The organism is Mesorhizobium sp. M3A.F.Ca.ET.080.04.2.1 (assembly GCF_003952525.1).
GTDB lineage: Bacteria > Pseudomonadota > Alphaproteobacteria > Rhizobiales > Rhizobiaceae > Mesorhizobium.
This window is the reverse complement of sequence record NZ_CP034451.1, coordinates 4,015,659-4,029,996: the sequence shown is the minus strand read 5'-3', so window position 1 is coordinate 4,029,996 and position 14,338 is coordinate 4,015,659. Positions and strand designations below refer to the sequence as shown.

Genomic DNA, 14,338 nt, shown 5'->3' with positions numbered 1-14,338 from the left:
CGATTGGAAGCTTTCAATCTCCGGTAGGAGTGCTGCCGAGATAAGGGCGGTATCAGCCACCTTTATCCGTCCCGAATGTTCTGTAAGTTGCAACTGGTACAGAAGCACGATCGCCATCGCCGGCCTTGACGGCCTGATTGTCGAGCAGATCGCGCGGATCGTTGACCATCACGGCCAGGTTATGTCCTGTCGAACAACCAAGCGGCTGTTTGAAGGATTCTTCATTGGGTAAGGCACCATATGAGGGACAGACCGGCGGACGGGCGTGATAGACAATCGCCTCAATTCGCACTGAGCCGGCGTCGTGTTGATCGCGCAATTGAATGTTGTCTTCTTCGATTGCCAACTGCCTGGCCTGATGGGCTACCCCTGCGCTGAGCTGGGGCGAACCGCTGATGAGGAGGTGGATGGCATCGAACCGGCCGCGACTGGCCTTGTCTAGGAAAACACGCAAACGCTGCCGTTCGGAAGCGCGCAGGCTTTGCAACGTCAGGACGGTGGTCTCCTCTCGGACAAGCATTGGTGCCGATGGTTCGACATCAACTGGCGTAGTGCTTGTGCAGCCACTTACGCTTGGTGCCAGAGCGACAAAGAGGATTATAAAACGCAACATCTTTGGATGACACTATTCGATGATGAAGCCGAGACCGCCCTGGGCGCTTGGCGCGCCCGCACGGATAGCAGCGCGGTCTCGCGGGGGACTTGTCACGGAATTCGTCGGAGCGCCCCCTCCGTTCAAAGCCGGTGCCGCCCGCTCGGTCGGTGCGCTCATCTGGTTTGGGTTGGAGCCTGGTCTTACAATGTAAGGCGTAACTAGAATGACCAGTTCTGACTCCTCTTTTTGAAACGAGGTCGAGCGAAAAAGCGGTCCCAGGATCGGCAGTTCTCCGAGCCAGGGAAAGGCCCTGACATCATTGTTGACGTTCCGCCTGATTAGACCGCCGATTGCGAAGCTCTGGCCGCTGGCGAGTTCGACGACCGTATCGGCTCGGCGCGTGGAAACTGCCGGCACGGAAATTCCGTTGATTTGCACGGCACCTTGCGTCGACAGTTCACTGACTTCGGGCGTTACGTGAATGTTGATTTGATTGTTGCTGAGAACTGTCGGCACAAATTCCAGACTGACGCCGAAGTGACGGAATTCAACCGATACCTGCCTGTTTTCCTGCAGGACAGGAATGGGAAATTCGCCGCCCGCGAGAAAGCTGGCCTTTTCACCCGACATAGCGGTGAGGTTCGGCTCAGCCAGGACGGAAGCTATATGCTCCTTGGCGAGCGCGTCGAGAACCGCGCTGACGTTGACGGCACCGTTGTCGAATCCGATTTCTGCTGTACCGCCACCCTGGGTTGAACCAGACCCAGCGCTTGCAGCGCTTCCGCTTAGAACGCCCACTTTGAAATTGCCGATTTGACCGAAGGCGGACAAGTTGACGCCGAGTGACTTCATGGCGCTGCGTGAGACTTCGGCTACGCGCACGCTGAGGTTAACTTGCAGGGATCCAGCGACCTTGATGTTGTTGACGACTTGCGCTCCGTCGCCCAGATATTGCTCAGTGACTCTTTTTGCGGTGTCGGCGACCTCTGCGTCGGGCGCCGTCCCGCTAAGGATTGCGCCGCGCGGCGTATAGTTGACGCGGATGGGATAGTCGCCGACCTGCTCCCGCAACATGGCGCGTAAATCCCCGATCGGTTGCGTGACAACGATACGCAATTCGGCGAGAGGCTCGCCATTGCCATCCAAGGCGAATAGGCTGGTCCGCCCCGATTTCTTGCCAAAGACGAAGATTGTTTTGCTCGATGGCGCCTGAAAATCCGCGATCGTGGGGTCAGCAACAAAGATGGTCGTGGCTGGCGCGGGCAGATGAACGGTCTCCCCGAGCGAAGAGGAAAGGGTCAGCGTGGCGTTGATGCTATTCGAAGCCGCATGCGGCGGGCCTTTGTCCTGCTTGTTTTGCGCCGCGACACCAAGTGGGAAAGTCACAATAAGCGCGCAGAGGAGATGGCCCAGGTAACGGGGAACTGCAGGTCTTGTAACCTTGTTGGCGATCGCCCGCCAATTGAGCGCATGGCAAGGATGTTGAAGGATCAGCAAAATAGATCTTCTTTCGATTCGACAAACTATGCGGACGAGGCGTCAGTCAATTCTAGGATGTAACCAATGCCTCGGATGGTCTTGATCCGTGGCGTTGCACCTGATCTGGTCAGATGTCCCCGTAAACGATAAATTCCGACTTCAAGCGCGTTGGCAGACACGTCGTCGTTGAATGAATAGAGGTGATCTTCCAATTGCGCACGGGGCACGATGCGGCCTGCCCGGTTAAGCAGGTGCTCTAGAATACAGAGTTCGCGACGTGCGATCATCATTGGGTGCCCATCAACGAAAACCTGGCGGGCGACCGGATCAAAGTCGAGATTGCCAAATACGAGCCTCAGGTCGGTCATCTGTGTCGCCCGGCGCAGAATGGCTCTCATTCTGGCAATAAGCTCATCGGTAGAGATGGGTTTGAGCAGAAAGTCGTCCGCACCACCGTTGAAGATCGCAATTCGCTTATCGAGATCGTTAAGGCTGCTCATAATGACGGCAGGAACTGAATGCCCGTGGGTCCTCAACTGCCTCAGCCAACCCAAGCCATCGCCATCTGGCAGAGCCAATTCCAGCAGGAGAATTTCATAGCTGGCGCAAGAAAATGCACTCGAAGCCAGTTCCAGAGTACCAACGACATCAACGACGAAGCCGCCATCCCCGAGCGCAAGTCGCATGGCGCGCGCAAGATCCGCATGATGATCCACGAGCAGCGTTCGCATTTCATCTCCTCTCGAAGAGGGACGGCCCATCGAACGCGTCACCGGCGGCCATCTGATCGGAGCACACGGCGCGCAACTCGTCGCAGCTCTCGGAACTGGTCCGAGTCGGAGGGACATGCAAGTCGCTCGGTGGCAATAGGCGCGGGTGAGGACCAACTGACGGGCTCAAATACGCCGGTCGGCGAACCCACGAGGCCAGCAACCCGCGTGCGATTTCTCGTTGCATCATCTCTCCTACGTGCAGCCCCTGCGCTCGCAAGGCAGCGTCGCGGCTCAGAGCCCGATTCCCACAGAGGGTAGGGTTAGCTTTCGAGAAACTGATTGAACAAATCGATTATTTGGATCGAATGCATCCACGGTATGGATGCAGCGCACCATCTTCAACGACTGCGGCGTCCTGATGCACTGTTGTGTCTGTCGTGCTCTGCTTTTTTCGCTGTCCTTCAAGGCTGGCGAGCCTGGTGGAACCTGCGCGTCATTGGCTTGGTAGCTTGAATGCTCAACAACGGAGCGCCCTGCGCAAAGCCGCTCTCATTTCCAAAAAGCCTTGCAATCTGGTTGGAGCACTTCGCGCTCGACACCAAAATAGGCGAGGAAAACTGACGTCTGACAGGGATGTACATGCAACAGCCGATTTGCGGCACCAGCAAACGACCGCGTTCAGGCTGAAGATCGACGACCAACGGCTCCTCGATTTCCGCACCGACCGCTTTTACAAGCTCTTCCTGTGCGGGCGGATGCCGGCAAACAGCAGCACAGGGTCAGCGAAACCGGGAGCGGGCCTGCTTGATCGCCATGATCACATTGCCGCTGTCGCGCGTGCGGAGCGGAATGCAATCGGTCCAGCCGGCGGCAATCCGGTCAGCACCATCGTCTGCACGAAGCTCCCTGACGAAGACGTGCCCGAATGCGCTCAACAAAGCCGGGCGGCGGATCTTTCCAATCGCCGAAGGTGCGGGCTGGCACCGAGCGGCGAACTGCGAACTCATTCCTGCCCGGCGGCGCTGGCCGCCGCGAGCGTCGATGCGGACCCAGCCGCTCCGAATCCTCCCACAACACGATGAGCGCGTCGCGGACATCGCTGCCGTAACAGCGGCTGCGGCTCTTGCCCGCAGACGGCCTCTGCTCACGACGGTTCATAAGACGGATCGCGCGCTTGCGAATAATAGCCGGTTACCGCCTCGAACTCATCCAGAATGCGCCGCTTGTCAACGCCGCAATAAAGCTCCACGATCGCCGCTTCACCGTGTCGCCATGCTGAGCCGCGCCATCCTTCCCCCGAACCGGAATGGCACGACCTGTCCATCCCCTTTGGAACAGGACACTATTGGTAACATTTTGCTTGAGGCAATGCGGCTCGTTGCCTTCCTTTTCGCTGACCGGAAGGGTACCGGAAGTCGTCTATCGCATTTTACCCGCTGAAAGCGGCAACACCTCGACCTCAATCGCAGATCATAGGAAATAGACGATCGCGTCGGGGCCTCAGCATCGGTTCACCGGGTTTCCGTCATCGACTGAAGCGAATTGCCCCATCGACCGTCACCGGGTGGGCCGCGATACGTCGCCGTGTATGATTAGCGAGCGCACGTAGCGGAGCCATAGCTCTCCACCCAGCCATGTTCCCCTAGTTGGAAAATGTCCGGCGGACCAGAGGTGCTGTCGTCAGCTTTTCCTGAATAGCGGCCAAGGCAATCCCTACCAGTCCATCACCACCTTGCCGGAACTGCCGCTCTTCATCGCATCGAAACCGATCTGAAAATCGTCGATGCCGATGCGGTGGGTGATCAGGCCGGAGACATCCAGCGGACCCTGCACAAGCGCGATCATCTTGTACCAGGTTTCGAACATCTCGCGGCCGTAGATGCCTTTGAGATGCAGCATCTTGAAGATGACCTTGTTCCAGTCGATCTCGAAGCCGGTCGGCGCGATGCCCAGAATGGCGATCTTGCCGCCATTGTTCATGGTGTCGATCATGTCGCGGAAAGCGGGGGCGGCGCCTGACATTTCGAGCCCGACGTCGAACCCCTCGGTCATGCCGAGCACCGGCATGACGTCGCGCAGCTTCTCCTTCGAGGCGTCGACGACATGCTGGACGCCGAGTTTCTTGGCTAGCGCCAGCCGCACCGGGTTGATGTCAGTGATGACCACTTTGCGCGCGCCGACGCATTGGGCGACGAGCGCGCCCATGATGCCGATCGGCCCGGCGCCAGTCACCAGCACGTCCTCGCCGACCAGATCGAAGGACAATGCGGTGTGGACGGCATTGCCCAAGGGATCGAAGATCGCGGCAATCTCATCGGGCACATCGTCGGGGATCGGCACGACATTGTGCTGCGGGATCGCCAGATACTCGCCGAAGGCGCCTGGACGGTTGACGCCGACGCCGAGTGTGTTGCGGCACAGATGCCCTCGCCCGGCGCGACAGTTGCGGCAATGGCCGCAGACGATGTGGCCTTCGCCCAATACACGCTGGCCGACCTTGTATTCGGTGACCGCTGCGCCGAAATCGGCAACGGTGCCGACGAATTCATGGCCCGTCACCATCGGCACCGGCACCGTCTTCTGCGCCCACTGGTCCCAATTGTAGATGTGCACGTCGGTGCCGCAGATCGCCGTCTTCTTGATCTTGATCAGCACGTCGTTGGGGCCGATTTCCGGCACCGGCACCTCTTCCATCCAGATGCCCGGTTCGGCCTTGGCCTTCACAAGCGCCTTCATCATGTTCGACATCAGGATTTCCCTATTCCGTGATTGCGCTTCTGGCGAGATAGCCTGCACAACGGGAAGGTAGGCCACTAACTCGTTTGAACGTCCGGAATGGTCAGCCCCGCCTGCTCGGCCTCGCGGCGCAAATTCTGACGGGGCCTGGGGCCGATCTGCTGGATCACCAATCCGGCTGCCAGTGAGCCAAGGTCGCCGCAAGTCTGCAGGTCGCGGCCTTGCGTGTAGCCATGCAGGAAGCCGGCGGCATAGAGATCGCCGGCGCCCGTCGTGTCGACCAGTTCCTTGATGGCGGTCGCCTTGATCACCACGGTCTCGTCGCCGCGCACGATCACCGAGCCTTTTTCCGAGCGGGTGACGGCGGCGATCCGGCAATCCTTGCGGATCTGGGCCAGCGCCTCGTCGAACGACGATGTCTGGTAGAGCGACTTGATCTCGTGGCTGTTGGCAAAGACGATGTCGACCGTGCCCGAGCGCATCAGGTCGAGGAATTCGTCGCGGTAGCGGTCGACGCAGAACGAATCCGATAGCGTCATCGACACTTCTCGGCCTGCCGCGTGCGCCAGCTTCGCCGTCTGGCGGATTGCCTCCTTGGCGCGCGGCGGGTCCCACAGATAGCCTTCGAAATAGGTGACCTTGGCGCCGGACGCCTTGTCGGCTTCGACATCCTCAGGGCCAAGCTCGACGCAGGCGCCGAGATAGGTGTTCATCGAGCGCTCGCCGTCGGGCGTGACGAAGATCATCGAGCGCGCCGTCGGCGGCTCACCCTTGAGCGGCGTGGTGCCGAAGGCGACGCCCTGCGCATGGATGTCGTGGGCGTAGATTTCGCCCAGCGCATCGTTGGAGACCTTGCCGAAGAAGGCCGCGCGGCCGCCAAAGCTGGCGACGCCGGCCGCCGTGTTGCCGGCGCTGCCGCCGGACGCTTCGATCGCCGGACCCATGCGGCTGTAGAGCAGTTCGGCGCGTTGTGTGTCGATGAGGTTCATCGCGCCCTTGATGATGCCGTTGGTCTCGAGGAATTCCTCGTCGCACTGGGCGATGATGTCGACAATGGCATTGCCGATGCAAAGCACGTCATAATCCGGCATCAAAATCTCCGCCAAAACCCGAGCCGGCTTCTTGCCACGCCGGCCGGGCGTGGTCTCGCGAGTTGAAATGGGTTGCCGCATGCGCTTGATCCAGCCGCCCTCACGCAGCTGCCGGTCCGGCTTCACGCAGCAAATCGTCAGCTTTGTCCGTCTTCTCCCAAGTGAACTCAGGCTCTTCACGCCCGAAGTGTCCGTATGTCGCCGTCTTGCGGTATATCGGCCGTAAGAGATCAAGCATCTTGATGATGCCTTTCGGTCGGAGATTGAAAACCTCGAGAACAAGGCGCTCGATCCTTTTTTCCTCGATCCTTGCGGTTCCGAAGGTATTGACCATGACAGAAACCGGACTGGCCACGCCGATCGCGTAGGCAAGCTGAACCTCGCAGACCTCTGCAAGGCCGCTGGCAACGATGTTCTTCGCGACATACCGGGCGGCATAGGCCGCCGAGCGGTCAACCTTGGATGGGTCCTTGCCCGAAAAGGCACCGCCGCCGTGACGCCCGGTCCCACCGTAGGAATCGACGATGATCTTCCGTCCTGTGAGGCCGCAGTCGCCGGCAGGCCCACCGACCACGAACCGCCCTGTTGGGTTGACCAGAAATCTGATCCCCGAAGTATCCAGGTGGGCCGGCAGGACCGGTTTTATGATCTCCTCAATGACGCCTTCGCGGACCGTGGCTTGTGAGACCGCTTCGTCATGCTGCGTTGACAGGACTATGGTATCCAGCGCCACCGGGCGGAGCCCTTCGTAGCGTACCGACACTTGAGATTTCACGTCCGGACGCAGCCAGCCAAGCTGTCCCGCTTTCCGGACCTCGGCCTGTCTTTTCGTCAAATGGTGAGCGAGTTGGATCGGCAGGGGCATCAATGTATCCGTCTCGTTGCATGCGAATCCAAACATGATGCCCTGATCCCCTGCCCCTTGCCCGAGATCCTGCCCTCGTCCTTCATCAACGCCCTGGCTTATGTCGGGCGACTGCTCGGTGAGGGCCAGAACGACGGCGCAACGTCGACCATCAAAGCCAATCGCATCATCGTCGTAGCCAATATCGAGTATCGTATCGCGGGCGACTTGGCTGTAATCGATGTGGGCATGGCTGGTGATCTCGCCAGCCACAACGACCATCCCCGTCTTCACCAACACTTCACAGGCGACGCGCGCCTTCGGATCGGTGCGCAGGACCGCATCGAGAATGGCATCGGAGATGTTGTCTGCCATCTTGTCGGGGTGTCCCGCGCCGACGGATTCGGAAGAGAACACGAACTGCCTGGTCATAAAAATGCCCTCGCTTCAAGTGCTGGAGTTAGTGAGGAGTTTCTGGATTGGGGTGGCTTATCGGTCGCGGATGCCGGGAACATCGAACGCAGTGCAGAAGTCGGCAACGTCTCTTCGTACGCTCGCATGAACTTCCTGGTCATCGGGCTGGCGGCAGACCGAGTCGATGAAAGCGGCGATCTGCACCATCTCCGTTTCGCGCATGCCCATGGACGTCACCGCTGGTGTCCCTAAGCGGATGCCGCTTGTCAGCGCCGGATGCCGCCGGTCGCCCGGGACCATATTGAAATTCGCAATGATGCCTGCACGCGATAAGCGCTCCGCATAGGCTTTGCCTGACAGCGGCCGGTCCCGAAGATCAAGGATCAGCATGTGATTGTCAGTGCCCCCAGTGACGAGTTCATAACCTCGCTCCAGAAGCGCCTGGGCCAGAGCCTTGGCGTTGTGGACGATCTGCTGACCGTAGACACGAAAGGACGAGTTCGCTGCTTCCTGCAAAGCGACGGCAAGCGCGGCGATAGTATTCATATGCGGTCCGCCTTGCAGAAGAGGGAACACGGCGCAGATTGTGTTTGCTCTTCGGATGATGGAGGGGCTGATAACGGTCTTCATTCCTTGATAAAATGAAGCCACCCCGGGGACCGCGGATCGACTTGTGAGAGGTGCTGGTGACCACATCGCAATGGGACACGGGGTTCGGATGCACTCCTGCGACAACCAGGCCGCAGATGTGGGCGATGTCAGCCACCAGATACGAGTTCACCTCCGAAGCAATTTCGGCCATTGCCGCGTAGTCAAAAATACGCGGATAAGCAGTTCCGCCGACCCAAATTAGCTTCGGGCGTTCCCGCTTGGCGGTCTCGCGCAAGTGGTCATAGTCAATTTGCTGTGTCTTTTCGTGCAGCCTGTACGGGACGCGCTGATAATCGCTGCCGGAAAAATTGACGGACCAACCGTGAGTCAGATGGCCGCCTTCGGGTAAAGGCAAGCCCATGACTTTGTCACGGGGGCTCAAAAGCGCGCGATAGACAGCCTGGTTGGCTGGCGAGCCTGAATAAGGCTGGACGTTGGCGTGTTCACTGCCAAATAGCGCTTTCAGGCGCTCGATCGCGAGGGTCTCAAGCTCATCGACGATCTCGTTTCCGGCGTAGTAGCGCGCACCGGGGTATCCCTCGGCATACTTGTTGGTGAAAATCGACCCGGTCGCTTCCAACACCGCCGAGGAGGCAAAGTTCTCGGAGGCGATCAGTTTGAGAGTTGTCCGCTCCTGACGCTCCTGTCTTAGAAGCAGTTCGTGAACGCGGGAGTCGACGGCGGCTAAGTGAGGCCGCCCGTAAGTGTCGGGCTGCGCGATGGCGCCGCCGGCGGAGTTATCCATGGTAGTCGCGCTCCATTTGGACTGATCTATTTCACGATCAAGCAGGCGGTCCCTTCAACCGCGCGTCTTGTATTGCTTCCAGGCGTTGTAGGTCTCTTTTATGATGGCCATCATCGTGGGGCAGGAGATCGACCACCAATTGAGCCAGCCCGCCATCCTTGCCTCCTGCTTGCATATGGTACGAAGACTGCGGACGTTGTTCGTTGCAGCAAAGAAAGTTGGCTCTGCCCAGCCGCCGAACGTGGCGTCGAACCTGCTCGCGAGGCAGACTGGTAATATCGGCCAGCTCGCCGACGGTTAGATCCGCATGCGCGCAAAGGCCCAGGATTCGAAGGCGATCAAGATGCGCTGCCGTCCTTAGGCGATTTACCAGTGTCAACATTGGTTGGCATCAACCCGGACGGGATGCAGCAAGCCGCTAGCCCTTCTATCCCCATCAATCCGCATGAGACCTCTCTCGTCATTTGCTGTAAATCCGCTGGTATGGATGCTAATGGAAGATGGATCACAGTCCTTTCTACGACTAAGACGCCAGATATTGGGGCTAATGTACCACCTGACAGGAGACTACACTCACGAACATTATGTGAATTTTTTTTAACGTTGCTGAGAATCAAGGGTGAGGTTTGGCGAATGTCTCGCCGTCGACTGTCGAATCCTGCCCGACGGGATTATGGGGTGCGTAGCCTGCTTGTCCTTTCCACATGACCAGCGACGATGGGGCGGAGGCGGCAGACATAGCTCTGGAGCATGCTGCGGTATCTTTGGCCTGAAGCCGAGGAAGGCGGACCGTGGCTTCCGCGCCGCTGCCGGGAGCCCGCGAACAGGCCAAGTTGATCAGCCGGGTGTTGCCGTCATAGAGCGTGAGACCCAAAGCTGGCCAGCCGCGCCCTGAGGCTGACGCACCGCTCAGCGTCCACCTTGCTCTCGAAGCCCATCGGCATAGCGCCGATAACGACTTGACCGCGTGCGTGTCGACGAGCGATCGGTGAGCGCAAGGATCGAGGGTGCAGTGCAGGATAATGCTGTTTTAAATCAGCGCTGTTTTCAGCCGACTGCCTTGAGCGTGGGCACAAGGATATAGGCCCAAGGCAGGAGATCATCGTCTGCTGTTCGGGAGGCCGCCCTGGGCGCGCGACAGCCGTTCCTTCGGCTGCGCCGCTCCGCCACCATCCGCGCCGTGCCTTCCGGAGACCATTCCCGCTGCCGGCCGGCGCCCGTGAAAACCTCGACCCGGCGCACCGGCTCGAGATGGCTGGGCTCAGCGTAACTCTGAAGTCGTCATATACCGAAGCCTTCACAGACTTCGGACATCCCCCTCACAGTCCGATCCAGATGGCGTCAGGAACACCGCTGCGTTGATGCGGATGAACCCCTGCTTGTGCCACAATGACCCTTATGTCAGCGCGCGAGCCAAAGCTTCCGCGCAAGGCGACGGCTAGGATAAGGCAATGCCGACGAAGGGCACATTGCTTGCCACACTCTGGAATGATGGCATGCTCGGAAGGCCTAGGCTTTGCTCAGGGCCGCCTGCAAGGCGCGCTTTGAGGTTATTCACATAGCCTTCTGCGTAGTCCTGCGCCGTCGAGACCGAAAGATCAATGCCTGCCGCCAAGGCCTCTTCCATCAGGTGCTTTACGAGCCCATTTCGAATGGCCAGCTTGACCTCGGGGCCTGCGATAAGGCCGATCGCCTGCGCGGCCATATTGAGGCCAGCTTCCTCCAGCGCTCGCTTCATATCGCCTCCGTTAATGGCCGTACGCAGGAGATTGGCTGCTTGCGACTCAGCCTCGAGAACCATCGAGGCAAGATCGGCTACTTGTCCGAGGCCCGGAATGAAGCTGAGCAGTCCCACCGCCGTTGCCGCCAAGTCGAGCACTTTCGTCTCGATTTTGAGCACGGAGTCGACGACGTGCATGACGGCCCCGCCGTTCTTTTTGGCTGACTTAATGTCAGGCTGGTCCATCAGGCCCATCTTCATGTCCGCGACGGCATTCTGCTCTTCTGCGGTTTGGGCGCCGTGGGTGATTGGCTGCTGAACGTTGCGGTTCGCAGACGACATGTTTGTGCAAAAATGGGCAAAGTCTTTTTTGCTGATATTGCCGGAATCAACCGTATGCCCGCCGCCAAAGTCGAAGAATTTATGATGGGTCTTATAGCCCGTGATCGAATTGTTCAGGAGGCCAAACAGAAGAGGATCTGAAAGGAGCTGAGAGGCTGCTTCCCGCACTTTCGGATCAAGGCTCTTGTCGTCTTTCATTTTCGCCAGTTTGTCGCGAGTCAGAACACCGCTTCCAAAGAACGTGTCCTGATGGTCCTTGATCATCTCGACCGTATTCAGCTCAGTTTGCGTGAGGCTCATCGACGATGAGGCGACTTGCAGGAAATCCTCTTTGTGCATCTTCCCTTTCGAGCCACCGCACAACTGGTTCCAAGCATCGGGGTGATCGAGGAAATATTGCGCCGCCGCAATGACCTGGGGCGGAAATTTGCCGTTTTTCGATTCGCCGCCGACCATTTTCTTGAACTCATCCAGACTCAGGTCCTTGGACAGATTTTCGGAGTACCGGTAAAACTCCCGCAAGGCATCGCTCAAGGTCATGACCGAAGGCTGCAAACCTCCGCTGCCGTCGGATGGTATGTAGTTCTGCTCGTAGCTTCGCGCTTGGGCTTCCTGAAATGCAGCAACTTGTGGGTGGTGGTTTGAAAATCCGGCCAAGTCCTTGGCGTTGATCTTGCCTCCACAGCGGCCGTCGCCCTGCGAGCCAATCGCATAAAAAAGTCCCGAATCCTGCTGCAGTCCCTGGATCGCCGCTTTCAGATCCGGTGGCGTAGAGGGATCATTGGCTTTGTCGGTCAACGACTTCCAAGTAAGCGGGCATTGGTCCTTGTGACGGTTGAGTACCGCAACAATCTGCAACTCAGCCGTGGTCAGCGACCCACCGTTCCACGTGATTCCGGGGCTCGGCCTGGGAGCCGGCTCGATCTTCGGAGTGACGCCGAGCAGATGTTGGGCTTCAGTCGCCTTGGAGCGTTGCGATTGGTCCTCCTTGAGAGCCGCCCTCATATTTGGCGGCAGCAGATCCAGTGGGTGTTGCTCCAAGCCATTCAATGTCAAGACATCCGGTGCCAGATGGCCCAAAGGGTCCTGCCGCAATTTATCCATTGTCGAATCAAGATTCGACGCTGGCAGATCCCCTTGCGCGAAAGAGCCGGGCTTGTCTGCCAGCACACAAGTGGACAGCATCGCTTCGAAGCACGATGCACTTTGCTGATGCTGGGTCGCAAAATGGGAAACTTTCAGGCCCGGCCAACCCCTTGCGGACTGTAGCGAATTTGAGCGGTAGAAAGTTGAAAGATTACTGGCCGACATTATGCATCCTCAGACGTGACGTTGAAATCCCCACAAGAGACCCCGACAGAAGATCCCTTGCGTTTCACAAAATTCGACAATTCCAAGCGTCGGCAGGTCACGAATGCGCCTGCCCTGCCTTCAATTGCTGTGTTCCGGGCCGGCTCCAAGGTTCGGTCCAACACAATGGCCGGAGTCACCGCGAGAGCTGCCGGGACTCATCATGAGCGGATTAGCTTTCGAGAAACTGACGAGTTTGCGAAGAGTTCACAAAGGGGTAGCCGCAGTCATGTTCTTCAGAGCTGCGGGAAATCCTCAATGTTCATTTCTTGCCCAGCTCAGGCTTCCCGCCAACGCTATCCTGTTGTGGGATGTCAGAAGAATAAGAAGCATCCGGTCGTCCGTCGCGAACGACCGTAGTGGAGGAGCCGCGAAACAAGATCAGCACTGATTCCTTTGGCGTTGCCGCTATGTGAGTCTGCGCCTGCGCCTGCGCCACCAAGCCGTTAAAGGTCTGCTCCACGAGTGCGACGAAGCGCGGTGGACCGGAAACGAAGACGAGGCCATTGCCTGGCACGGGTTTGACCACATAGCGCTCGTCGGAGATATCAAGCTTGTCGAGAGCCCCCTTGAACGCATCGAAGCGAATCGACGTCATCAAAAGCATTCGAGTTTGCGATTCTTGTGCAGCAGACACATAGAGCACAAGGCCGTCATAGTACCATTGTAGACCGTAAAGGTTCGTCAAGCGGTCGAGGAACGCGCGCGGTGGCAAATCAGGCATACGTCCGCGAATTCGCCCCTTCACCGCAGGACTGATGTTGACCCTGATATTCAGGTTGTTGCCGAATTCCTGCAACGCTGCAGCGAGCTCCTGATCCAGAACCGTGTATCTATAGGGTGTCGCCGGAAGGGACAGCGGGACTGCATGCGCCGGGTGAATCCCGGTGGACAGAAAAAACCCGGCACAAAGAAGTCTCAAAACATGCAGGGTGACGGGTTGGATAAGCGTTCTCGGCATGTCGCACTGATAAACCAAACGCTGAAATCATCACAAGTGACTAAATTGCCGAAGAGATTTTAGATTGTCGAAATGACGCCGCCGTTAGTCAGCTTGTTGTCAGCTTGCCCCCCTAGGAGTGTTGCGCCGACACCGGGTGATGAATGGGCGGGGCTCGCCCGGTCAGAGAGAGCAACCGAGTCCTTACATGATGATGCCTGTCACGTCGATCTCTGCCACTCTAACGGCTGGCCTCCCCAGGGTCGGATCACCGTCGATTGTCGAGCAGGCCCAGTTTGAGCGCGCCTTAGGGCATGCAGCCGACTCGCTGAAAAACGATGCCGCCGCGGGGCCAGCGAGTGCGGCGCCAGTTGCTGCGGCGATGGATGTTCAGCGCGCGGCTGCGCCGACGAGCGGCATGGGCGATCGCGTGTTGCAGACGATTTCCTCCCTATATCCACACAACACTGTTTCCTTCCCCGCGCTCGACCATGACATAGCCCTTTCGAAGGGCGCTCTACCGGGACCGGCGCAGAAGCTTCCCGTTCCAGGTGAGGCGGGAACCGGAATCTCGGGCATTCCCCAACAAGGGCAAGACTTCGAAACGATGATGGCTGGTCTTCGGGATGTTTACAACGGCGTCACCCAGGTGGCGCTTATCTCCAAAGGCGTCAGCGGCGTCACATCATCCGTGAATAAACTTTTGAAGGAAGGCTGA

General features: G+C 58.6%; 10 protein-coding genes and 2 pseudogenes. 2 read left to right on the top strand and 10 right to left on the bottom strand.

What is annotated here, in order from left to right; genetic code table 11:
* Positions 1-52 precede the first annotated feature (52 nt).
* The 8 genes and pseudogenes from EJ074_RS19200 to glyA all read right to left on the bottom strand — a co-directional run bounded on the left by EJ074_RS19200 (position 53) and on the right by glyA (position 9,268).
* Entirely contained in the window at positions 53-613 is a 561-nt protein-coding gene (locus EJ074_RS19200) for a CpaD family pilus assembly lipoprotein (RefSeq protein WP_063169261.1), read from the bottom strand.
* A 12-nt stretch (positions 614-625) separates the two neighbouring features.
* Complete coding sequence (locus tag EJ074_RS19195; protein WP_050580548.1) at positions 626-2,047, bottom strand: type II and III secretion system protein family protein; 1,422 nt, start codon at positions 2,045-2,047, stop codon at positions 626-628.
* Between the two features lie 71 nt (positions 2,048-2,118).
* Entirely contained in the window at positions 2,119-2,805 is a 687-nt protein-coding gene (locus EJ074_RS19190) for a response regulator transcription factor (protein ID WP_024505585.1), read from the bottom strand.
* Positions 2,806-3,617: 812 nt separating this feature from the next.
* Positions 3,618-3,786, bottom strand: a pseudogene (locus EJ074_RS30400) (transposase); the annotation flags it as partial.
* Positions 3,787-4,500: 714 nt separating this feature from the next.
* Positions 4,501-5,535, bottom strand: a complete 1,035-nt coding sequence (gene tdh, locus EJ074_RS19180) for an L-threonine 3-dehydrogenase (protein ID WP_126063920.1) — start codon at positions 5,533-5,535, stop codon at positions 4,501-4,503.
* Positions 5,536-5,600: 65 nt separating this feature from the next.
* The gene (locus EJ074_RS19175) at positions 5,601-6,614 is read right to left on the bottom strand and encodes an adenosine kinase (protein WP_126063919.1); all 1,014 of its coding nucleotides are present in this window, start codon (positions 6,612-6,614) and stop codon (positions 5,601-5,603) included.
* A gap of 100 nt (positions 6,615-6,714) precedes the next feature.
* Positions 6,715-7,890 (bottom strand): methionine adenosyltransferase, encoded by a 1,176-nt coding sequence (gene metK, locus EJ074_RS19170; protein ID WP_063169265.1) that lies wholly within the window; start codon positions 7,888-7,890, stop codon positions 6,715-6,717.
* A 57-nt stretch (positions 7,891-7,947) separates the two neighbouring features.
* Positions 7,948-9,268: pseudogene (gene glyA / locus EJ074_RS19165) on the bottom strand (serine hydroxymethyltransferase).
* Between the two features lie 100 nt (positions 9,269-9,368).
* Between glyA and EJ074_RS29800 the strand changes: the two are divergent.
* Positions 9,369-9,569 carry a hypothetical protein gene (locus EJ074_RS29800; protein WP_024505365.1) on the top strand — a complete coding sequence of 67 codons (201 nt, stop codon included), beginning with the start codon at positions 9,369-9,371 and terminating at the stop codon, positions 9,567-9,569.
* A 1,137-nt stretch (positions 9,570-10,706) separates the two neighbouring features.
* Here EJ074_RS29800 and EJ074_RS19150 read toward each other — a convergent pair.
* Positions 10,707-12,641, bottom strand: coding sequence for an HrpF/NolX family T3SS translocon protein (locus EJ074_RS19150; protein WP_024505366.1), 1,935 nt, complete (start codon positions 12,639-12,641; stop codon positions 10,707-10,709).
* A 301-nt stretch (positions 12,642-12,942) separates the two neighbouring features.
* The gene (locus EJ074_RS19145) at positions 12,943-13,641 is read right to left on the bottom strand and encodes a secretin N-terminal domain-containing protein (RefSeq protein ID WP_024505367.1); all 699 of its coding nucleotides are present in this window, start codon (positions 13,639-13,641) and stop codon (positions 12,943-12,945) included.
* 187 nt (positions 13,642-13,828) lie between these two features.
* Here EJ074_RS19145 and EJ074_RS19140 point away from each other — a divergent pair, with 187 nt between their 5' ends.
* Positions 13,829-14,338: a nodulation protein NolB gene (locus EJ074_RS19140; RefSeq protein WP_024505368.1), complete on the top strand. Its 510-nt coding sequence runs from the start codon at positions 13,829-13,831 to the stop codon at positions 14,336-14,338.